Raw genomic sequence first — 21,316 nt, 5'->3', positions numbered from 1 at the left:
GCGTGGCTCGCGGATCATCCATCGGCAGTACATCGCCCGTCGCCCCCCTCGGTTCCGGATCTTTCGTATCGCGCCGTGACGATCCCGGCGCATCCCCGCTCGGGACGATACACCAGATCCGTCACTCAGGGACATAGTGCCTCTACGGAGCGTGACAACCTGGGGATTTGTAGATACAGAGCGCAGTCCTACGGCCTCGTAGAGCGATCCACTCGGGATTCCGGTGCGGTGGCGACGACGTGCCGGACGGGCTCGCCGGCCGCGAAAAGCGCCAACTGACCGCGCAGGAGCCGCTTCGCACGGGGCAGGAAGGCAGAGCTGGGGCCCCCGACGTGTGGAGTGACGAGCACGCCGGGAGCGTGCCACAGCGGGTGGCCGGCGGGCAGGGGTTCCGGATCGGTGACGTCGAGGGCGGCCCGGAGTCGTCCCGACTCCAGTTCGGCGAGGAGCGCCGCGGTGTCGACGACCGCGCCGCGGGCGACGTTCACGAGGAGTGCGCCGTCCTTCATCCGGGCCAGGAAATCGCGTCCGACCAGGCCACGCGTCTGCTCGGTGAGGGGGGTGGCGAGGATGACGACGTCCGCCGCGGGCAGGAGGGCGGTCAGCTCGGACAGTGGATGCACCGGACCGCGCACGGTGTCACGGGCGGTGCGCGCGATGCGCATGACCCGCGCGCATTCGAAGGGCATGAGCCGGTCCTCGATGGCACTGCCGATCGAACCATAGCCCACAATGAGGACCGACTTGTCGGCGAGCGCCGGCCGGAACTCCGGCCTCCACTCCCCCGCGTCCTGCGCCCTGACGAAGCCCGGGACGCCGCGCAGGGCCGCCAGCGTCAGGGTGAGCGCGAGTTCGGCGGTGCTGGCGTCGTGCAGTCCGCGGGCGTTGCACAACTGGGCGCCGGACGGCAGGCCGTCGAGTGCGGGGAGCATGTGCTCGACGCCGGCCGTGAGGGTCTGCACCACGCGCACCCGGTCCATCCGCAGCAGCGGGCGCAGGCAGACGTCGGCGGGCTTCATGTACGGGACGGCGTAGAAGACGCATCGGGCGGGGTCGGCCGGGTACGTGGGGCCGGCGTCCCAGTGGACGTAGTTGAGGCCGTCGGGGAGGCCGTCGATGTCGTCCGGCGGGATCGGGAGCCATACGTCGCCGGGGGCTGCGTGCGGGTCTGCTGTTGCCATGGCCCGAGGCTATGCGAAGAGACGTTTGGTTCAGACGTTAGTTTGGTCTGGCCCTTGATCGGGGGGCGAGGGGACGGAGGCACGACCAGGTGGAGCGCAGGACAATCGGCGCGGCGGCCCTGGAGGTGGGCGCGATCGGGCTCGGCTGCATGCCGATGAGCTGGGGCTACAGCGAGTCGCAGCGCAGCGGGGAGGGGTCGGTGCGGGCGCTGCACGCCGCCCTCGACCGGGGGTGCAGCCTGTTGGACACCGCGGACATGTACGGCCCGTTCACCAACGAGTTGTTGGTGGGGCGGGTGCTTAAGGAGCGGCGGCAGGACGCCTTCGTGTCGACCAAGTGCGGGCTGCTCGCCGGGGATCAGCACATCGTCGCCAACGGGCGCCCCGGCTACATCAAGCGTGCCTGCGATGCGTCGCTGCGGCGGCTGCAGACCGACCACATCGACCTCTACCAACTGCACCGCGCGGACCCCGAGGTGCCCGTCGAGGAGACCTGGGGGGCGATGGCGGAGCTGGTCGCGGCCGGGAAGGTGCGGGCGCTGGGGCTGTGCGCGGTGGGGGCGCGCGCCGCGCGGACGCCGCGGGCCCTCCGGGACGGGCGGCTGGTGCCCGGGGGCCGGGGGCTGCGCGGTTCCGGGCTGCATGCCGGGACGCTGCGCCAACTGGAGCGCGTCCAGCAGGTGTTCCCGGTGAGCAGCGTGCAGGCGGAGCTGTCGGTGTGGTCGCCGGAGGCGCTGGTGGAGCTGCTGCCGTGGTGCGAGTCGCGCGGGGTGGGGTTGCTGGCGGCGATGCCGCTGGGCAACGGCTTCCTGACCGGCACCCTCACCCCCGGGCAGGGCTTCGAACCGGAGGACATACGGGCCCGGCACCCGCGGTTCACCGCCGAGATGATGGCCGCCAACCAGCCGGTGGTGGCCGGGCTGCGCCGGGTCGGCGCTCGTCACGGGGCGACTCCCGGGCAGGTGGCGCTGGCCTGGGTGCTGGCGCAGGGCAGCCATGTGGTTCCTGTGCCGGGCACGAAGAAGGAGCGCTGGGTGGCGCAGAACGCCAACGCCGCGGAGCTGGCGCTCGCCCCGGAGGACCTGCGGGAGATCGCCGCGCTGCCGCGGGCTCGGGAGTCGTGGTACTAGGGCACTGCGCGGAGCGTCGGGGTGCGCCTTCGGTGAGTGGTGGGAAGGGCGCCGGGCGGGGGTGAGCGGGTGGGTCCGTGCGGCGGGTCGGGCGCGTGGGTCCGGTGGGTGACGGGTGATGTGGTGTCCTGGTCCGGCCCGCCGCCGACGAGAGGAATCTGCCGTGCAACGCCGTTCCCACAAGGCCGTGTTGGCCGCCGCCTGTCTGCTGCTGGTGGCCGGATGTTCGTCCGGCGGGGGGCCGGCGGCGGGGGGTGCGGGGTCCGTCGGGCCGGCGCACCGGCCCGGTTCGCCGACGCCGAGTCCGTCCGCGTCCGCCGTGGTGCCGCCCGCCAAGGGGACGGTGCGGGTCACCGGGACGCTGGCCACCGGCCTGAAGTCGCCGTGGGGGGTGGCGGTGCTGCCCGGCGGGGACCTGCTGGTCGGCGAGCGGGACACCGGGCGGATCGTGCGGGTCGCCGCGCACGGCGGGAAGGTCACCGAGGTGGGCTCGGTGCCGGGGGCGGCGCCCGGCGGCGAGGGCGGCCTGCTGGGGCTCGCGGTGGCCCCGTCGTTCGGCACCGACCACCAGGTGTACGCGTACTTCACCACCGCGTCCGACAACCGCATCGCGCGCATGATCTACGACGAGCGGCGGGATCCCGGCAACCGGTTGGGCGCGCCCAACACCGTCTTCAAGGGCATCCCCAAGGGCCGCTTCCACAACGGCGGGCGGCTGGCGTTCGGCCCGGACCGGATGCTCTACGCGAGCACCGGCGAGACCGGCGACAAGGCGCTGGCCCAGGACAAGAAGTCGACGGCCGGGAAGATCCTGCGGATGACCCCGGACGGCGAGCCGGCGCACGGCAACCCGGAGCCCGACTCGGTGGTGTACGACTACGGCCACCGCAACGTCGAGGGGCTCGCCTGGGACGCCGACAGGCGGCTGTGGGCCTCGGAGTTCGGGCGGGACGCCTGGGACGAGCTCAATCTGATCGAGCCGGGGCGGAACTACGGCTGGCCGCAGGTCGAGGGGAAGCGGACGGGCGGTGCGGTGCCGCCGGGGTACGCCGATCCGGTGCTGGTGTGGAAGCCCGCGGACGCCTCGCCCAGCGGACTGGCGTACGCCAAGGGCTCGCTGTGGATGGCGTCGCTGCGCGGCGAACGGCTGTGGCGGATCCCGCTCGACGGGACGAGGCCGGTGGCCGCACCGCAGGCGTTCCTCACCGGCGCCCACGGGCGGCTGCGGACCGTGGTGGCGGCGGATGACGGGGCGTTGTGGCTGGTCACCAGCAACACCGACGGCCGGGGCCGGCCCCGCTCGGGGGACGACCGGATCCTCCGCCTGGAGGTGAGCTGATCCCCTTGTGGGCGGTCTGCGTAGACTCGGTGCCGGGGACGGGTGCATCCGCAGTGATCGCGCCGAAGGGGGCACCGTGTTCAACGTCGTGGAAGAACTGTTCGCGCCCGGCCGCAAGCACACCGACGAGGAGCGCCAGCGGATGTCGCTGGTGCTCGACGACGTCGGCGACGGGGAGCCCGGGACGGGGCCGATAGACCTGGCGTCCGGGGTCGTGGTCGTCCGGTCGCGGCCGCAGCCGCCCGCACCGGACGGCGGCGCGGGCGGCTGACCGCCCGGCCGGGCCTACGCGGTCGGCGCCGGGTCCTTCTCCGGCGCCGGCTCGGCGAACAGCCGCAGCCGGTGGGCGACCGCGCCCGCCTCGCCTCGCCCGGAAACGCCCAGCTTGGCGAGGATGTTGGAGACGTGGACGCTGGCGGTCTTCGGCGAGATGAAGAGCGTGTCGGCGATCTGGCGGTTGCTGCGGCCGTCGGCGACGAGGCGGAGCACGTCCCGCTCGCGGGGCGTCAGCCCCAGGGACTCGGCGGGGGCGGCGGGCGGCGGTGCGCCGGCCGCGGCGCGGGCCGTCCCTGGTGCCGGTCGGCCGGCGAGGGGTATCCGGGCGCGCTGGGCGAGGAGTTCGAGCTCGCCGACGAGGGGGCGGGCGCCGAGCTCGACGGCGGCGGTGTGCGCCTGGCCGAGCAGCAGCACCGCGACCTCGCGAGGGGTGCGGCCGTCCAGGCCGGCGGTGGCCCGCTCGGTGCCGTGCAGCAGTGCCTCGGCCCAGCGGCGGCAGCACCACGCCAGTTCGTGCGGCCGCTCCACCGGGGTGAAAGCGGCGACCGCCTCGGCCCAGGCGTCCGGGGAGTCCCGGCCCTCGGCGCGGCGGAGTTCCGCCTCGACCGCCGTGCCGTAGGCGTCCCACACCGGGGAGAGCCGGGCCAGCCGCTTGGCGGCGTCCCGGATGCGGGCGAGGATCTCGGGCCGGCCGGGGTCGGCGGCGGGCAGCCCGCGGGCGTCCGCCTCCGCGGTGACCGCCGACCACAGCAGCGGCCAGGCGTAGCGGTGCAGGCCGGGGGCGAACCCGGCGTCCAGCGCGGAGCGCACGAGGAGGGTGCGGGCGTCGAGGATCCGGCCCTGCCGGGCGGCCAGCCGCAGGGCGTGCCGGACCATGGGCAGGGCGTGCTGGGGCTGGGGGTCGTGGGTGCCGTAGTGCTCCTGGGCGAAGGCCAGTTCGCGCTCGGCTGCGGTGAGGTCGCCGGTGTCCAGGGCGAGGACGGTGAGGCGGCTGGCGGCCAGGGCGAGGGCGAGGGAGTTCTGGGCGAGGCGGCGGGCTTCGGTGGCCGCCTGCCCGGCCTCCGGCCAGCGGCCGAGGGACTGGAGCGATTCGGAGCGGTTGCTCAGCACCCAACTGGTGGAGTTCTTCAGGCCGTAGCGGGTGGTGAGTTCGGTGCCCTGGTCGGTGACCTCGACGGCTTCGCGGGAGCGGCCGACGCCCTCCAGGGTGCCGGGGAGGTTGACGTGGCCGCGGCCGATGACGGCGAAGTAGCCGCGCTCGACGGCCCGGTCGAGGGCGGTGCGGAACTCGGTGAGGCCCGCCTCGACGTCCCCGGCGTCCACCGAGAGTCCGGCCAGCGTCACCCGGGAGTTGAGCTCGGCCTCCTCGTCGCCCACCAGTCGGGCCAGCTCCACGGCCCGTTCGGCGGTGGTGAAGGTGCCGGGGCCTGGTTCGTGGAGCATCTGCCAGCTGGCGACGGCGGCCGTCACGGTGGCGTGCACGGAGGACGGCGGCAGTCCGCGCATCAGCTCCTGGGCGCGGCCCAGGTCCTCCCAGCCGTCGCCGCGGCCGGTGCCCTGGCAGAGCCGGGAGCGCTGCATGAGGAACCAGGCGGTGCGCAGGGGGTCGTTCTCGGTGCGCAGTCGGCGCAGCGCCCGCTTGGTGATCATGAAGGCGCGCTCGCTGTCGCCGGACAGGCGGGCGGCCACCGCGATCTCGGCGAGCAGGTCCAGGAAGCGCAGGGCGTCGTCGTCGCAGCCGCAGGCCGGGTAGCCCTCGGCGTAGTCGAGCGGGCGGACGCCCCGGCGGACCTCCGGCGGGGCGTCGTCCCACAGCTCCAGGGCGCGGTCCAGCAGGCGCAGTTGCTCGGCGTAGGCGTGGCGGCGGCGGGCCTGCACGGAGGCGGCGAGGACGGCGGGCAGTGCCTTGGCGGCATCGTGGGCCTTGAACCAGTAACTGGCCAGGCGGGTGGCGCCGACCTCGGCGCGGACCAGGCCGGGGTCGGCTTCCAGGGCCTGGGCGTAGCGGCGGTTGAGGCGGGTGCGCTCGCCGGGCAGCAGGTCGTCGACGACGGCCTCGCGGACCAGGGCGTGCCGGAAGCGGTAGCCGGTGCCGTCCTGGGTGGGGACGAGGGTGTTGCTGCCGACGGCGGCCCGGAGCGCCTCGATGAGGTCGTCCTCGGGCATCTGGCAGACGGCGGCGAGGAGTTCGTGCTCGACGGTGGAGCCGGCCTCGGCGGCGATCCGCACCACCCGCTGGGCGTCCTCGGGCAGCGCCTCGACGCGCACCAGCAGGAGGTCGCGCAGCGGGTCGCTGAGGCCGTAGAGGCAGCCGTCGGCGAGGCCGCGGGCCAGCTCCTCGACGAAGAAGGCGTTGCCCTCGGAGCGCTTGAAGACGCGGTCGACGGTGTCCTCCGCGGGCTCGCTGCCGCGGATCCCGGCGATCTGGGAGCGGACCTCGTCGCGGTTGAAGCGGCCCAGTTCGATGCGGCGGACGGTGCGCATCCGGTCGATCTCGGCGAGGAAGGGGCGCAGTGGGTGGCGACGGTGGATGTCGTCGGAGCGGTAGGTGGCGATCAGGACGATGCCGGCGTCGTGCAGGGCGCGCAGGAGGTAGGCGAGCAGCTCGCGGGTGGAGCGGTCGGCCCAGTGGAGGTCCTCGACGACGATGACGAGGGTGCGGTGGGCGGCGAGCCGCTCCAACAGGCGGGCGGTGAGCTCGAAGAGCCGGGCCCGGCCGATCTCCTCGTCCCTGATCTCCCCGGCGGTCTCGCCGAGTTCCGGGAGGATGCGGGCCAGTTCGCCCTCCTGGCCCGCGACGGCCGCGGCGAGTTCGTCGCGCAGGTGGGCGTTGAGGGTGTGCAGGATCGAGGAGAACGGGGCGAACGGCAGGCCCTCGGAGCCGATTTCGATGCAGCCGCCGAGCGCGACCTGCGCGCCGCCGCCGCGGGCCGTCTCGCAGAACTCCTCGATGAGGCGGGTCTTGCCGACTCCGGCCTCGCCGCCGATCAGCAGGGCCTGGGGCTCGCGGGACGCGCCGGCCCGCGCCAGCGCGTCGCCCAACTCGGTGAGTTCGGGCGCGCGGCCGACGAAGACGGGGCTGATGGGTCTGCTCTCCACGGTGCCGAGCATCGCACAGGGGTCCGACACTGCGGCAGTGGTTTCCGGCACACCGGGGACGTTCCCGCTGGTCCGCAGGGTCATGGTGCGCGGGTCCTGGCGGCGGCGGGCCGGTCAGGCGGCGGCGCGGCGCACGCGCCAGCGCCGGGCCCGGGAGGGTCTCACCCGCCCTTCGGGGTCGTCGCTCGCCAAGTCGGCGGCGCCGCGCGTGCCGTGGGTGGCCTCGCGCACCAGACGGCGGCGGTCGGCCTCGCGGCGCAGTTCCTCGTAGCGGATCCGGATCTCCAGTTCGGAGGCGTACATGGTGGTTCCCCCTGGGTGAGGTGGTGGCGGTGCCCGGTCCGTTCGCCGGGCGCCGATGGCCTCCACTCTCGTTGCGCAGGGGGGTCCGCCACATCGGGCGGGTTCCCGATCTTCGGGCCGGTTCGGGGCCCGGGTTCCGGGGCGGTGGGCGGCCGGGAGCTTAGGAACGCGCCTCCCGGCCGCCCGGCGCCTTAGAAACGCTCCGGAACGCGCGGGGGTCCTTAGGCGGTGCCCGCCGCGGTCCTCAGGAGGGCTCAGGCGCCGCCGCCGGCCCCCTTAGGAAGGCTGGGCATGCTGGCGAACAGGTCGAGGTACATGCCCGCCGAGATGACCAGCCCGAGCAGGCCGAGCACCAGTCCGCCCCAGGCGACGGCCCGCACCCACGCGGGGCGCCGTCCGGTCAGCACCACCGCGGCGACGAGCATGGCGAGCACCGCGAACACCCCGTTGACCAGGGCGGTGGTGTGCCAGGGGGCGCCGTAGACGGCGGCGATCTGGTCGGTGGCCTTGCCGGACTGGAGCTTGATCTGGCCCAGCAGGGTCTGCCGTTCGGCGAGCAGGGTGCTCAGCCAGGTGCCGGTGACGGAGGCCAGGCCGAGTCCGGCGGCGACCACGGCACCGGCGCCGGCGGCCGCACCGGCCGCGGCGGGCTCCTCCGGCGTGGTGTCGTCGATGTCGGCATCGGCGTCGGCGTCGGATTCCGCGTGCGCGTCGGATGCGGATTCCGCATCGGAAGCGGCGTGCGCGTCGGCGTCAGTGGTGGTCGCGGGCGCGGTGTCGGAGCCCTCCCCGCCCGCGGGCGCCTTGCCCGCTTCTCCCTTGGCCTTCCCCGTTTCCTCGGTGCCGTCCGTGGTGGTCTCGGGCGCCCCGTCGCCCTCCACGGCGGCGGTCTTCACGACGGTGGCCGCCGCGTCGTCGTTGGTCGCGTCGTCGGTTCGCTTGTCGGTCGTCGTTCCCATGGGCGCGACCGTAGGTGCCGCGTCTGAGAGTCCGATGAGAACCGGTCCGCGCCCCTGGTCCGGGGCTCGGCCCGGGTGCCGTCGCCGGGGTCAGACCTCCACGCGCGGGCGGTCGTCCATGCGGGGCGCGGCCGGGGTCGGCTCGTCGGGCGGCTCGATGCTCAGCCGCGGGAGCCGGCGGTCCAGCCAGGCCGGCAGCCACCAGTTGGCGCCGCCCAGCAGGTGCATCAGGGCCGGGACCAGCAGCGTGCGCAGGACGAAGGCGTCCAGGGCGACGGCGGCGGCGAGGCCGATGCCGAACATGGCGATGATCCGGTCGCCGCTGAGGACGAAGGCCCCGAACACCGCGATCATGATCACCGCGGCGGAGTTGATCACCCGGCTGGTCTCGGCGAGGCCGACCCGCACCGACCGCCGGTTGTCCCCGGTGCGCCGCCACTCCTCGTACATCCGGCTGACCAGGAAGACCTGGTAGTCCATGGAGAGCCCGAAGAGCACCGAGACCATGATGACCGGCAGGAACGGCTCGACGGGGCCGGCGCTGCCCAGGCCCAGCGCCTCGGTTCCCCATCCCCATTGGAAGACCGCGACGACGATGCCGAACGACGCGGCGACCGCGGCGAGGTTCATCAGCGCGGCCTTGAGGGGGATGCCGATGCTGCGGAAGGCGAGCAGCAGCAGGACCGAGCCGAGGCCGATGACGGCACCCATGAAGAGCGGCAGTTTGCCGACGATGACGGCGGCGAAGTCGTCGTAGCCGGCGGTGACGCCGCCGACGCGCACCTTCAGCGTGGTGCCGTCCGCCGCGGCCGGCAGCACCGTGGTGCGCAGCCGGTCGACCAGGTCGGAGGTCCGCTCGGACTGCGGTGCGCTGTCCGGCACGACGGTGATCACGCCGGTGGCGTGGCCGGCGCCGAACTCCGGGCCGCTGACCCGGGCGACGCCGGGGGTGTCGCGGAGGGTGTGCGGGAGCTCGTCGAAGGCGAGCCGGTCGGTGGCACCGTCGAGCGAACCGACCAGCGTCAGCGGCCCGTTGAAGCCGGGCCCGAAACCGTCCGCCAGCAGGTCGTACGCCTTGCGGGTGGTGGCGGTGGCCGGATCGTTGCCCTGGTCGGAGGTGCCCAGGCGGAGCCCGAGGGTGGGCAGCGCGAGGGTGAGCATGACGGCCGCCGCGACGGCGCCGAGCAGGCGGGGGTGGCGTTCGACGAAGCCGGCCCAGCGGACGGCCGGACCGGTGCCCGGGTCGGGTCGGGGTCCCTCGGCGGCCAGGCGGCGGCGCTCGCGGCGGCCCAGGGCACGGGTCCCGATCACGCCGAGCAGTGCGGGCAGCAGGGTGACGGCGGCGGCGACGGTGAGGACGACGGTGAGCGAGGCGGCCAGGGCGACGCCGTTGAGGAAGTCCAGCCGCAGGGTGAGCATCCCGAGCAGCGCGATGCAGACGGTGGCTCCGGCGAAGACCACCGCCCGCCCGGACACCGCCAGCGCGCGCTCGGCGGACTCCTGGACGCCGAGTCCGGCGCGCAGCCCCTTGCGGTGGCGGGTGACGATGAACAGCGCGTAGTCGATGCCCACGCCGAGGCCGATCAGCATGCCCAGCATCGGGGCGAAGTCCGCCACCGTCATCACGTGGCCGAGCAGGCTGATGCCGGAGGCGGCGGTGCCGACGGCGGCCAGCGCGGTGACGAGCGGCAGCAGGGTCGCGGCGAGCGAACCGAAGGCGAGGAAGAGCACCACGGCCGCCACGGCCAGGCCGATGAGCTCCGGCAGCCGCTCGTGCGGGGTCTGGGTGAGGGCGGCGCCGCTGCCGCCCGACTCCACCTGGAGGCCCTTGCCGGCCGCCGCCCGGGCGGTGCTGACGACCGCGCGGGCCTGCGCCGCGGGCAGGTCGTCGGGCGAACTGCGGAAGGTCACCGTGGCGTAGGCGGTGCGCCCGTCGTGGCTGATCTGCCCGGCGCCGCCCGGCCCGTAGGGGCCCTGGACGTCGGCGACGCCCGGCAGCCGGGCGACCTTGGCGAGCGTCCGCGTCATGGTCGTGCGGACCGCGGTGGCGCGGACGGTGCCGTCCGGGGTGTGCCAGACGACGGTGTCGGCGTCGCCGGCGCGGTCCGGGAACGCCTTCGCCAGGAGGGCACCGGCCTGCCCGGATTCGGTGCCGGGGACCGCGTAGTCGGTGGAGTACGCGCTTCCGGCGACGCCCGCGGCGACGGCCGTCCCGGTGAGGGCGGCGAGCCAGAGCAGGATCACCAGGAGGCGGCGCCTGAGGCACCAGCGAGCCAGAGCGGTCACGGGCTGCTTCCGGGTCGTGCGCCGATATCTCCCGGTAGCGGGTGGTGCCGAACGCGGACGGACGGGGCGGGGAAGGGGGACGGTGCGGGACCGCGGCGGTCGTCGCCGGCGCCCGGGCCCCGCTTCCGAGTGCAGAGTGTCAGCCGGAAGAGATCCTTTGTCCTCTTTGTGGACTTCCCCACAGAGACGGCGCCGGAGGCAACCTCGCCTGTTTATGGGCCGGTTATTACCGTCAAATACCGTTCCAAATACCCCTTATCGGGCGGAGGTGTGGCGCGCCTGCAAGGACGGGGCCGGCCTCACCGGCCCGCCCCGCCCCGCCCCGCCCCGCCCCGCCTCGTCTCGTCTCACCCGGTGACCGACTCCTTGCCGTTCTCCACGTGACCCATCAGCCGGCGGCGGAAGGAGGCGTCCTCGGCGGCCGTGAGCTCCAGGTCGTACCAGCCGTGCGCGTCACCGGCGGCGTGCGCGACGGTGCGGGTGGCGCCGGCCCGCACGGTCAGCGTGCGGGGCGAGGCGTCCGCGTAGGCCAACGGGGCCAGCGTGACGGTGAGGTCGGTGGCGCCCGGATTGACCAGGGTCAGGTGCAGCTCCCTGCGGGCGGCGTCGATCCGGCTGCTGATCCGGACGCCCGCGGCGGCGCCCTTGGCGCTGCCGGCGAACTCCCGCCGGAACCCGTTGGGCCCGGTCACCGTGAAGCGGTAGGCGCCGCCCTTGACCGGAACTGCCCACTCTGCCGACGTGCGCACGTCCCGGTGCTGCGGCACGTCGAACTCCTCGGCGTACGGGTAGAGCGCCAGGTGCGCCGAGGCACTGCCGGCGTTGCGCACCGCCAGCCGGAAGGTGCCGGCGTCCGGCTCGAAGCCGCCGTCGGCGTCCGGCTGGTAGGGCAGCGCCCGGGCCGGACGGCTGCCGTGCTCCTGCTGGGGCAGCGCCTGGTGCAGCGGCGGCAGCGGCCTCCACCGGCCGCTGAACGCCGGGATCGGGCCGGGCTGGTGGACGGCCGGCTGCCGGCGGCCCCGCGAGAAGTCGAAGGCGGTGGTCAGGTCGCCGCAGACGGTCCGCCGCCAGGCGCTGATGTTGGGCTCCTCGACCCCGGTCCACCGCTCCAGGAACCGGGTGATCGAGGTGTGGTCGAACACCTGCGAGCAGGCGTAGCCGCCCACCGTCCAGGGCGAGATGACGAGCATCGGGACCCGCATCCCGAGTCCGACCGGCTTCCCGTCCCAGAACTCGCCCGCGGTGCCGGCCGGCGGCACCGGCGGCGGCACGTGGTCGAAGAAGCCGTCGTTCTCGTCGTAGGTCAGGAACAGCGCGGTGTGCCGCCAGACCTCCGGGTGGCTGCCCAGCGCGTCCAGGACCTTGTAGACGAGGGTGGCGCTCTCGATGGGCGAGGACGAGCCGGGGTGCTCGGAGTCGGCCGCGGACGGGACGATGTAGGACACCTCGGGGAGTTTGCCGCCGGCCACGTCCGCGGCGAACGCGGCGGCCGTGGAGTGCGGCTCGCCGCGCCGCAGCGCCCGCTCGAACAGGCTCCGCTCGGCCCGGCTCAGGCTCCTGACACCCTCCTCCAGGAGGCCGGCCAGCCGGGTGCGCTCGGCGTCGCCCGCGCCGGCCAGCTTGCCGTAGTAGGCGGTCATGTTGCGCACCCCGTCCACCTTGGCCAGGGCCTTGTGCGCGACCGCCTTGAAGGAGGCGTAGAACTCCAGGTTGTTGTCCGTGAAGTTGTCCCACTCCTGGTAGACCTGCCAGGTGCGGCCGGCCTCCTGAAGGCGCTCGGGGTAGGTCGTCCACGTGTAGCCGGTGTGCTTGTCCTCGTCGTACGCGTCGTTGCCCACCGCCCGCTCGCCGCTGCCCGGCTCGAAGCCGGTCCAGCCGCTGACCAGGTGGTTGCGGTTGGGGCTGGTGGAGGAGTGGATCGAGGAGTGGTACGCGTCGCAGACCGTGAAGGTGTCGGCGAGTTCGTAGTGCAGCGGGACGTCCTGGCGGTCGTAGTGCGCCATGGTGGCGGACGACTTGGCGGCGATCCAGTTGTCCATCCAGCCGTCGTTCCAGGCCCGGTGGCCGCCCGCCCAGCTGTGGTCCAGGTTCCCGATGTACTGGAGGTCCTTCTTCTGGGCGGCGGCCGCCTCGCGCACCGGGAAGGGCAGGACGTGCCGGACACCCAACGGCCCCGGCTGCTCGAAGACCCCGCGGCCCCCGCGCAGTTCCACGGCGTTGCGGTCACCGAAGCCTCGGACGCCGCGCAGCATGCCGAAGTAGTGGTCGAAGGAACGGTTCTCCTGCATCAGCACGACGACGTGCTTGATGTCGCGGAGCCCGCCCCCGCGGTGCCACGCGGGGTGGGCCGCGTCCTGCGCCAGCGCCTGCTGGAGCGACGGCGGCAGCAGCGACCCGGCCACCGCCGCGCCGGCCGCCGCCGCGCCAACTCCCAGTACCCGTCTACGAGATACCTCCGGTGCCACGCCCGACCTCCCAGTCGACAGTCAACGGCCTTCCAATGGTCTTCGGTCGGCCCATTGAGATGGTGCGACGGGGACGGTAATGGACCGCCGTGACATCCGATAGGTATCGGGGTGACATCTTTGGGAACAGCTCGCCGGCGCCTCTCCTCACGGAAGACCCCGGGCTCCCCCAGCCGACCGCCACTCGCACCACACGATCTTGCCCGGCACCCGCTCCTCGACGCCCCACGCGTCCGCCAGCGCCGACACCAGCAGCAGCCCGCGCCCCCACTCCGCATCCTCCGCGCCGCCCCGCTCCGGCACCCGCGGCTCCCCGTCCCCGCTGTCGTGCACTTCCACCCGCAACACGCCGTCCTCCGCCCCCAGCGCCAGCCACAACCGGTATCCGCGTCCCGGCGGGACCCCGTGCAGCACCGCGTTCGTGGCCAATTCGCTCACGCAGAGGACGACCTCGTCCGCCCCGCGCTTGCGGTCCCAGTCGGCGAGCGCACTGCGCGCGAACTCCCTGGCCAGCGACACGGAACGGCGCTCCCGCCGATAGAACGCCGTGCGGACCCGGACCGCCTGAATCTCCTCTTGCATGCCACCAATGTCACTGCCCGTGACTACTCTGGACCACAGCGTGAAGTCGTACAGATGCGATGTACGACTTCACGCCGCATCAGACGGTCACGACGGGGGGAAGGCAAGCCGCATGCACCAGGCGAACAAACCGAAGCGGATCACGTCATGGCACGTGATCGGCGCCCAGCTGAGCCACTTCCGCAAGGCGGCCAGGTTGACGCAACCAGCACTGGCCGAGGCCGTGGGTGTACACGAGGACACCATCGGCTCGATCGAGCAGGGCCGCAGAGCCCTGAAGATCGACCTGGCCGAGGCGTTCGACGAAATCCTCGGTACGAAGGGGGCGTTGGCGGTTGCGGTGGAGAAGGTGCCGGACAAGGAGCGCTTTCCGGCCTTCGTACAGGACTTCGTCGAGTACGAGGCGGACGCGATCTCCCTGCTCTCGTACGAGAACCACGTCATGCCCGGCCTGCTCCAGACCCCGGACTACGCACAGGCCGTCTTCTCGTGCCTCTTCCCGCCCATCAGCGAAGCCGATGCCGCCGAACGACTCTCGGCCCGCCTCGACCGTCAGCAACTGCTCCAACGGGACCCGCCGCCGGTCCTGAACTTCATCCTGGAGGAGGTCGTCCTGCGTCGGCCGATCGGCGATGCGGAGGTGCTGCGGGAGCAGATCAGGCATCTGCGCAGCTGCGCTGAACTCCCCTTCGTCGGACTCCAGATCATGTCCACGAGCCGTAGGAAGCACGCAGGACTCGATGGGCCACTCGTACTCCTGGAAACTCCCGATCACGGCCAACTGGCCTACGTCGAGGGCCAGAGAGTGAGCTTCCTCGTGGACGACCCGGATGAGGTCAGTCTGCTCCAACAGAAATATGGGATGCTGCGATCGCAGGCACTCACACCAGAAGACAGCGTCAGCCTGCTCGACCAACTGGCGGGAGAGGCATGAGCGATCTGGCCTGGTTCAAGTCCAGCTACAGCGGCAGTGCGGGCGGCAACTGCCTCGAAGTCGCCTACACCTGGCGCAAGTCGAGCTACAGCGCCAGCGAAGGCGGCAACTGCCTCGAAGTGGCCACCTGCCCCTCCCCCGGCGACCGCACCACCACCATCCACCTCCGCGACTCCAAGAACCCCGACGGGCCGGTGCTCACCCTCTCGGCCGGTGCCTGGGGTGCGTTCGTCGCGGACGTCGTGCGGTCGTGAGGCAGCGGCGGCTCGGCGCCCACGGGCCGGTCGTCTCCGCGCTCGGCCTGGGCTGCATGGGGATGTCGACGTCGTACGGCGTACCGGACGACGCCGAGTCCGTCCGCACCCTGGACCGGGCGGTCGAGCTCGGTGTGACCCTGCTCGACACCGCGGACGCGTACGGGCGGGGCGCCAACGAGGAGTTCCTCGGCCGGTGGTGGGGAAGCCGGGCGGGCTCCGTACGGGACGGACTGGTCGTCTCGACCAAGTTCGGGCTGCGGCACGACGCGGCCACGGGACGGGTGAACGCGGTCGACGCCTCCGCCGCCTGGGTGCGTACGGCCTGCCACGCCTCCCTGCGCCGCCTGGCGACGGACCGGATCGACCTCTACTACCTGCACCGGCGCGATCCGGCCGTCCCCATCGAGGAGACGGTCGGCGCCATGGCGGAGTTGGTCGCGGAGGGTTCCGTGCGGCATCTCGGACTCAGCGAGGTGAGTCCGGAAACGCTGCGCCGGGCCCACGCCGTCCACCCCATCAGCGCCGTCCAACTGGAGCACTCCCTCTTCACCCGCGAGGTGCTGGAGGGCGAGATGCTGGCGACCTGCCGGGAGTTGGGCGTCGGCGTCGTCGCGTACGCACCGCTCGGGCGCGGGATGCTGACGGGCGCGCTGGCCTCCCGGGACGACCTCACCGCCGACGACGCCCGGCGCCGCTGGCCGCGGTTCGCGGACGAGAACATCGCGCGCAATCTGGCGCTGGTGCGGGCCATCCGCGCCATCGCCGACGCCCTCGGCTGCACCCCGGCACAGGCCGTCCTCGCCTGGCTGCTCGCCCAGGGCGAGGACGTCGTGCCGATCCCCGGCACCAAGCGCCGGACGTACCTGGAGGAGAACGCGGCCGCGGCCGACCTCGCGCTCGACCCGGAGCAGGCGGACCGGCTCCGGGCGGCCGTGCCCGACGGCGCGGTGGCCGGGGAGCGCTACCCGCTCGCCGCCCTGGCCTGACCAGGGCGGGCCGGCGGCGGCTCAGTCGGCCAGCAACGCCGGTGCCAGTGCGCGGAGTTGGTCGAGGCCCAGGCCGCGGTCGGCCGCCAGCGGCTGGACGGCGACGTGGTCGGCGCCCGCGTCGAGGTGTGCGCGGACCCGCCGCCGGATCGCGTCCACGTCGCCCCAGGCCACGAGGGCGTCGACCAGCCGGTCGCTGCCGCCGCCCGCGAAGTCGTCGTCCTCGAAGCCGAACCGGCGCAGGTTTCCCACGTAGTTGGGCAGCTCCAGATAGTGGCGCACGTACTGCTCCCGGGCCTGGGCACGGGCCTCGGCCGGATCGGTCTCCAGCAGCACGGCCAGCTCGGGCGCGAGGAGGGGGCCGGTGCCGAGGACCTCGCGGGCCCGGGCGGTGTGCTCGACCGGCACGAAGTACGGGTGGGCGCCGGCCGCGCGGTCCCGGGCCAGCTCCAGCATCTTCGGGCCGAGGGCAGCCAGCACCCGGGCCGGGGCCGGTTCGGACGTCGGGCCTTCGTAGGAGGCGCCGTCCATCGCGTCGAGGTAGTCCCGCATCGCGGCCAGCGGCTTGGCGTAGGTGTGGCCGCGCACGTTGACGATCGGGGCGTGGCTGGCGCCCAGGCCGAGCAGGAAGCGTCCGTCGTACGCCTCGGCGAGGGTGCGCGCGGCGGAGTTCGCCGCCGCGGCGTCGCGTCCCCAGATGTTGGCGATACCGGTGGCGACGGTGATCCGTCCGGTGGCGGCGAGCAGCAGCCCGGCGTGGCTGAACGCCTCCTTGGAAGCGGGCCCTTCACCGAACCACAGGGCACCGTAGCCGAGCTGCTCGATCTCGACGGCCGCCCGGCGGGCGGTCGCCGCCGGTACCCGGCCCAGTCCGCCGTGCCACACCCCGACCCGACCGATCCGCGAAGCGAGAGCGTGCTGGTCCACCGTTCCTCCACTGTCTCAGGGGCGAAGTTCCTTCTCCGTATCGTGCACAGCGTCCGGTGCGGGCGTGGCATTCCCCCGCACCTGCGCGTTTCCCTCCTCCGTACGGGGCACGCCGCCCCCATACAGGGCACGCTGCCCCCGAACGCGCAGCGGCCGCCCCTCCGAAGAGGAACGGCCGCTGCGCGAGCAGGACGTGCCGGGGTCAGCCCTCGACGCCGAGCTTCTCCAGGATCAGCTCCCGCACCCGGGCGGCGTCGGCCTGGCCGCGGGTGGCCTTCATGACCGCACCGACCAGGGCACCGGCGGCGGCGACCTTGCCGCCGCGGATCTTGTCGGCGATCGCGGCGTTGGCGGCGATCGCCTCGTCCACGGCGGTGCCGAGCGCGCCCTCGTCGGAGACGACCTTCAGGCCGCGCTTCTCGACGACCGCGTCCGGGTCGCCCTCGCCGGCCAGCACGCCCTCGATGGCCTGCCGGGCCAACTTGTCGTTGAGCGAGCCCTCGGCGACCAGTGCGGCGACCCGGGCGACCTGCTCCGCGGTGATCGGCAGCGCGCCGAGCTCCACGCCGTCCTCGTTGGCGCGGCGGGCCAGCTCGCCCATCCACCACTTGCGGGCCGAGGCGGCGTCCGCGCCGGCGTCGGTGGTGGCGACGATCAGGTCGACCGCCCCGGCGTTGAGGATCGACTGCATGTCGAGCGCGGAGACGCCCCACTCCTCGCGCAGCCGGTTGCGGCGGACCCTCGGCAGCTCGGGCAGGGTGGCCCGCAGCTCCTCGACCCACTCGCGGGCCGGGGCCACCGGCACCAGGTCCGGCTCGGGGAAGTAGCGGTAGTCCTCCGCCTCCTCCTTGACCCGGCCGGAGGTGGTGGAGCCGTCGTCCTCGTGGAAGTGCCGGGTCTCCTGGATGATCGTGCCGCCGGAGGAGAGCACCGCGGCGTGCCGCTGGATCTCGTACCGGGCGGCCCGCTCCACGGAGCGCAGCGAGTTGACGTTCTTGGTCTCCGAGCGGGTGCCGAACTTCTCGGTGCCCAGGGGGCGCAGCGAGAGGTTCACGTCGCAGCGCATCTGGCCCATCTCCATGCGGGCCTCGGAGACGCCCAGCGCCTTGATCAGCTCACGGAGCTCGGCCACGTACGCCTTGGCGACCTCGGGCGCGCGCTCGCCGGCGCCCTCGATCGGCTTGGTGACGATCTCGATGAGCGGGATGCCGGCGCGGTTGTAGTCCAGCAGCGAGTGCTGCGCGCCGTGGATCCGGCCGGTCGCCCCACCGATGTGGGTGGACTTGCCGGTGTCCTCCTCCATGTGGGCGCGCTCGATCTGGACGCGGAAGACCTCGCCGTCCTCCAGCTGCACGTCGAGGTAGCCGTCGAAGGCGATCGGCTCGTCGTACTGGGAGGTCTGGAAGTTCTTCGGCATGTCCGGATAGAAGTAGTTCTTCCGGGCGAAGCGGCACCATTCGGCGATGGTGCAGTTCAGGGCCAGGCCGATCTTGATGGCGGACTCCACGCCGGTCGCGTTGACGACCGGGAGGGAGCCGGGCAGGCCCAGGCAGGTGGGGCAGGTCTGCGAGTTGGGCTCGGCGCCCAGGGTGGTTGCGCACCCGCAGAACATCTTGGTGTGGGTGCCGAGTTCGACGTGCACCTCCAACCCCATCACGGGGTCGTAGGTGGCCAGCGCGTCCTCGTACGGCACCAGGTCGGTGACAGTCACGGTGAAACTAACCTCTCAGGTCCGGCGCCGGTCAGCCCGCGAGGACGTCGTCGTCGTTGAGACGGCGCAGTTCGCGGACGAGCAGGGCGACACCGGTGACGATGGCGGCGGCGGAGACGACGGCGTCGACCAGTTGGAGTGTGTCGTGCTCCCCCTTGGCCTTCTTCGCCTGCTTGACGACGCTCACCGCGCCGAACAGCGTGGTGCCGATGGACAGGTAGGTGCCGGGCTTGGACTTCTTGAAGTTCTTGGCCTTGGCCAGCTTTCCACTCACAGCGTCTCCTCCAGCAGGTCGTTGACAGCTCCGCTCACAGCGCCGGCGCTTCCTCGATGAGCGGGTGGCCCCACTTCTCGGTGAGCGCGGACTCGACCGCGGCACCGACCTTGTAGAGCCGGTCGTCGGCCAGGGCCGGGGCGATGATCTGCAGCCCCACCGGCAGCCCGTCCTCGGGGGCCAGTCCGCAGGGCAGCGACATGGCGGCGTTGCCCGCCAGGTTGGCGGGGATGGTGCACACGTCGGCGAGGTACATCGCCATCGGGTCGTCGGTGCGCTCGCCGATCGGGAACGCGGTGGTCGGCGTGGTCGGCGAGATGATCACGTCGACCTGCTCGAAGGCTCGCTCGAAGTCGCGGGTGATCAGCGTGCGGACCTTCTGGGCGCTGCCGTAGTACGCGTCGTAGTAGCCGGAGCTGAGCGCGTACGTGCCGAGCATGATGCGGCGCTTGACCTCGGGGCCGAAGCCGGCCTCGCGGGTCAGGGCGGTGACCTCCTCGGCGGACTTCGTGCCGTCGTCGCCGACCCGCAGGCCGTAGCGCATGGCGTCGAAGCGGGCGAGGTTGGAGGAGCACTCGGAGGGCGCGATCAGGTAGTACGCGGCCAGCGCCAGGTCGAAGGACGGGCAGTCCAGCTCGACGATCTCGGCGCCCAGCTCGGTGAGCAGCGCCACCGACTCGTCGAAGCGCTGCAGGACACCGGCCTGGTAGCCCTCGCCGCGGAACTGCTTGACGACGCCGACCCGCATGCCGTCCACGCTGCCGTTGCGCGCCGCCTCGACGACCGCCGGGACCGGGGCGTCGATGGAGGTGGAGTCCAGCGGGTCGTGGCCGGCGATGGCCTCGTGCAGCAGCGCCGCGTCCAGCACCGTGCGGGCGCACGGGCCGCCCTGGTCCAGGGAGCTGGAGAAGGCCACCATGCCGTAGCGGGAGACCCCGCCGTAGGTGGGCTTGACGCCGACGGTGCCGGTGACGGCGGCGGGCTGGCGGATCGAACCGCCGGTGTCCGTGCCGATGGCGAGCGGGGCCTGGAAGGAGGCCAGGGCGGCGGAGGAGCCGCCGCCGGAGCCGCCGGGGATCTTGGTGAGGTCCCAGGGGTTGCCGGTCGGCCCGTAGGCGCTGTTCTCCGTCGACGACCCCATGGCGAACTCGTCCATGTTGGTCTTGCCGAGGATGACGACGTCGGCGTCCTTGAGCTTCTTGGTCAGCGTGGCGTCGTACGGCGCCATCCACCCTTCGAGGATCTTCGAGCCGACGGTGGTCGGCATGTCCTGGGTGGTGAAGATGTCCTTCAGCGCGAGCGGGACGCCGGCCAGCGGGCCGAGCTTCTCGCCGCGGGCGCGCTTGTCGTCGATGGCGCGGGCCTGGGCCAGTGCGCCCTCCCGGTCCACGTGCAAGAAGGCGTGCACCTTCTCGTCGACGGCCTCGATGCGCGCCAGGTGGGCCTCGGTCACCTCGACGGCGGTGACCTCGCCGGCGGCGATCTTCGCCGCGATCTCGGCGGCGGTGAGCTTGATCAGGTCAGCCATGTCGGTCACTCCTCCCCCAGGATCTGCGGCACCTTGAAACGCTGCTGCTCCTGGGCCGGGGCGCCGGAGAGCGCCTGCTCGGGGGTGAGCGACGGACGAACCTCGTCCGGCCGCATCACGTTGGTCAGGGGCAGCGGGTGGGACGTCGGAGGGACGTCTTGGCCGGCGACTTCGGAAACGCGGGCGACCGCGCCGATGATGTCGTCGAGCTGTCCGGCGAAGTGGTCGAGCTCTTCGTCCTTCAGCTCCAGACGTGCCAGCCGGGCGAGGTGGGCGACCTCCTCGCGCGTGATGCCAGGCATGCAGCGATCCTCTGGTGTTTTCGGCGAAAATTCTGGGCGGAGTGTTCCGGAAGGAGATTTCTGGGCGAATTCTCCGGCGGAGTATTCCGGCCCAATCCTATGGCGTACGGGAACGCTGCCGCGAAACGCTTTCGCCCGACCGCCCCGCGGGGGCGCGGGCGGCCGGACGGCGGCGCCCCGCGGGGCCGGGCGACGGGGCCCGCCCGCGGCCCCGCGCGGCGCCTCCTCACCCGCCGCCAGGGCCCCCGTCCGGGCCGGCGGGACCGGGCTCCTCACCCGGCGGAACGGCGGTGTCCGCGGCCGGGACGCCCGGTGGCGGATCGTTTGTCCTCGTCCCGTCCGCACCGGGTTCCTGCGGACGGGCCGGCGCTCCTGCCGGACCGCCCGGCGCGTCCGGCCCGGGACAGCCCGGTACCGCACCGTCCGGGTCCGGACCGTCCGGCACGGGGACGTCCGGCACGGGGACGTCCGGCACGGGGACGTCCGGCACGGGGTCCGCCGCCCCGGGCACCGCCGGCGCGGCGGCCGGCGGCTCGCTCGGTGCCGCTTCGTCGGATCGCGCTGTGCCGGTCGTGGCTCGGTCGGGTTCGGCTCGGTCGGGTTCGGCTCGGTCGGGTTCGGGTGGGTCGGATGCGCCGTGGTCGGATGCGCCGTGGTCGGGTTCGCGGTGATCGGGTTCGCGGTGATCGGGTTCGCGGTGATCGGGTTCGCGGTGATCGGGGGTGGGTCGGTCCGGTGCGGGCGGGTCCGGGACCGGCTGGTCCGGGTCCGGGGGCT

Annotated in this window: 18 protein-coding genes; 6 read left to right on the top strand and 12 right to left on the bottom strand. The window is 73.2% G+C overall.

Annotated features, from left to right (window positions below):
• Window positions 1–188: 188 nt before the first annotated feature.
• Window positions 189–1,181: a 2-hydroxyacid dehydrogenase gene (locus ACJ6WD_RS11835; protein ID WP_233658464.1), complete on the bottom strand. Its 993-nt coding sequence runs from the start codon at window positions 1,179–1,181 to the stop codon at window positions 189–191.
• Window positions 1,182–1,270: 89 nt separating this feature from the next.
• On the opposite strand from ACJ6WD_RS11835, the gene ACJ6WD_RS11830 reads away from it, so the two are divergent.
• The 3 genes from ACJ6WD_RS11830 to ACJ6WD_RS11820 all read left to right on the top strand — a co-directional run bounded on the left by ACJ6WD_RS11830 (window position 1,271) and on the right by ACJ6WD_RS11820 (window position 3,921).
• Window positions 1,271–2,311, top strand: coding sequence for an aldo/keto reductase (locus ACJ6WD_RS11830; RefSeq protein WP_233658462.1), 1,041 nt, complete (start codon window positions 1,271–1,273; stop codon window positions 2,309–2,311).
• Window positions 2,312–2,474: 163 nt separating this feature from the next.
• Window positions 2,475–3,650: a PQQ-dependent sugar dehydrogenase gene (locus ACJ6WD_RS11825; protein WP_407615754.1), complete on the top strand. Its 1,176-nt coding sequence runs from the start codon at window positions 2,475–2,477 to the stop codon at window positions 3,648–3,650.
• A gap of 76 nt (window positions 3,651–3,726) precedes the next feature.
• On the top strand, window positions 3,727–3,921 hold the full coding sequence (locus ACJ6WD_RS11820) for a DUF6191 domain-containing protein (RefSeq protein WP_233658458.1): 195 nt from the start codon (window positions 3,727–3,729) through the stop codon (window positions 3,919–3,921).
• A 14-nt stretch (window positions 3,922–3,935) separates the two neighbouring features.
• On the opposite strand, the gene ACJ6WD_RS11815 is transcribed toward ACJ6WD_RS11820, so the two are convergent.
• The 6 genes from ACJ6WD_RS11815 to ACJ6WD_RS11790 all read right to left on the bottom strand — a co-directional run bounded on the left by ACJ6WD_RS11815 (window position 3,936) and on the right by ACJ6WD_RS11790 (window position 13,620).
• Window positions 3,936–7,037 carry an AAA family ATPase gene (locus tag ACJ6WD_RS11815; RefSeq protein ID WP_407615795.1) on the bottom strand — a complete coding sequence of 1,034 codons (3,102 nt, stop codon included), beginning with the start codon at window positions 7,035–7,037 and terminating at the stop codon, window positions 3,936–3,938.
• 102 nt (window positions 7,038–7,139) lie between these two features.
• Window positions 7,140–7,328 (bottom strand): hypothetical protein, encoded by a 189-nt coding sequence (locus ACJ6WD_RS11810; RefSeq protein WP_407615753.1) that lies wholly within the window; start codon window positions 7,326–7,328, stop codon window positions 7,140–7,142.
• 254 nt (window positions 7,329–7,582) lie between these two features.
• Window positions 7,583–8,287 carry a hypothetical protein gene (locus ACJ6WD_RS11805; RefSeq protein ID WP_233658454.1) on the bottom strand — a complete coding sequence of 235 codons (705 nt, stop codon included), beginning with the start codon at window positions 8,285–8,287 and terminating at the stop codon, window positions 7,583–7,585.
• Between the two features lie 90 nt (window positions 8,288–8,377).
• Complete coding sequence (locus tag ACJ6WD_RS11800) at window positions 8,378–10,573, bottom strand: MMPL family transporter (RefSeq protein WP_233658453.1); 2,196 nt, start codon at window positions 10,571–10,573, stop codon at window positions 8,378–8,380.
• A gap of 347 nt (window positions 10,574–10,920) precedes the next feature.
• Entirely contained in the window at window positions 10,921–13,038 is a 2,118-nt protein-coding gene (locus ACJ6WD_RS11795) for a phosphocholine-specific phospholipase C (protein ID WP_376437425.1), read from the bottom strand.
• A 147-nt stretch (window positions 13,039–13,185) separates the two neighbouring features.
• On the bottom strand, window positions 13,186–13,620 hold the full coding sequence (locus ACJ6WD_RS11790) for an ATP-binding protein (protein WP_233658449.1): 435 nt from the start codon (window positions 13,618–13,620) through the stop codon (window positions 13,186–13,188).
• Between the two features lie 112 nt (window positions 13,621–13,732).
• On the opposite strand from ACJ6WD_RS11790, the gene ACJ6WD_RS11785 reads away from it, so the two are divergent.
• The 3 genes from ACJ6WD_RS11785 to ACJ6WD_RS11775 are packed head-to-tail and all read left to right on the top strand — an operon-like array spanning window position 13,733 to window position 15,797.
• Window positions 13,733–14,554 (top strand): helix-turn-helix transcriptional regulator, encoded by an 822-nt coding sequence (locus tag ACJ6WD_RS11785; RefSeq protein ID WP_233658448.1) that lies wholly within the window; start codon window positions 13,733–13,735, stop codon window positions 14,552–14,554.
• Entirely contained in the window at window positions 14,551–14,808 is a 258-nt protein-coding gene (locus ACJ6WD_RS11780; protein WP_407615752.1) for a DUF397 domain-containing protein, read from the top strand. The genes ACJ6WD_RS11785 and ACJ6WD_RS11780 overlap by 4 nt, the downstream gene beginning before the upstream one ends.
• Entirely contained in the window at window positions 14,805–15,797 is a 993-nt protein-coding gene (locus ACJ6WD_RS11775) for an aldo/keto reductase (RefSeq protein WP_407615751.1), read from the top strand. The genes ACJ6WD_RS11780 and ACJ6WD_RS11775 overlap by 4 nt, the downstream gene beginning before the upstream one ends.
• A gap of 21 nt (window positions 15,798–15,818) precedes the next feature.
• Here ACJ6WD_RS11775 and ACJ6WD_RS11770 read toward each other — a convergent pair whose 3' ends face one another.
• From ACJ6WD_RS11770 to gatC, 5 genes are all read right to left on the bottom strand, one after another.
• Window positions 15,819–16,724, bottom strand: a complete 906-nt coding sequence (locus ACJ6WD_RS11770; protein WP_407615750.1) for a TIGR03620 family F420-dependent LLM class oxidoreductase — start codon at window positions 16,722–16,724, stop codon at window positions 15,819–15,821.
• A 202-nt stretch (window positions 16,725–16,926) separates the two neighbouring features.
• The gene (gene gatB / locus ACJ6WD_RS11765; RefSeq protein ID WP_016573600.1) at window positions 16,927–18,435 is read right to left on the bottom strand and encodes an Asp-tRNA(Asn)/Glu-tRNA(Gln) amidotransferase subunit GatB; all 1,509 of its coding nucleotides are present in this window, start codon (window positions 18,433–18,435) and stop codon (window positions 16,927–16,929) included.
• Window positions 18,436–18,466: 31 nt separating this feature from the next.
• Window positions 18,467–18,709 carry a hypothetical protein gene (locus ACJ6WD_RS11760; RefSeq protein WP_016573599.1) on the bottom strand — a complete coding sequence of 81 codons (243 nt, stop codon included), beginning with the start codon at window positions 18,707–18,709 and terminating at the stop codon, window positions 18,467–18,469.
• Window positions 18,710–18,743: 34 nt separating this feature from the next.
• Entirely contained in the window at window positions 18,744–20,237 is a 1,494-nt protein-coding gene (gatA, locus tag ACJ6WD_RS11755; protein WP_016573598.1) for an Asp-tRNA(Asn)/Glu-tRNA(Gln) amidotransferase subunit GatA, read from the bottom strand.
• A gap of 5 nt (window positions 20,238–20,242) precedes the next feature.
• On the bottom strand, window positions 20,243–20,539 hold the full coding sequence (gene gatC / locus ACJ6WD_RS11750; RefSeq protein ID WP_016573597.1) for an Asp-tRNA(Asn)/Glu-tRNA(Gln) amidotransferase subunit GatC: 297 nt from the start codon (window positions 20,537–20,539) through the stop codon (window positions 20,243–20,245).
• Window positions 20,540–21,316: the final 777 nt, after the last annotated feature.

Source organism: Streptomyces sp. VTCC 41912, from assembly GCF_045799175.1.
Taxonomy (GTDB): domain Bacteria; phylum Actinomycetota; class Actinomycetes; order Streptomycetales; family Streptomycetaceae; genus Streptomyces; species Streptomyces albulus_C.
This window is presented reverse-complemented; position numbering and strand designations above follow the sequence as displayed.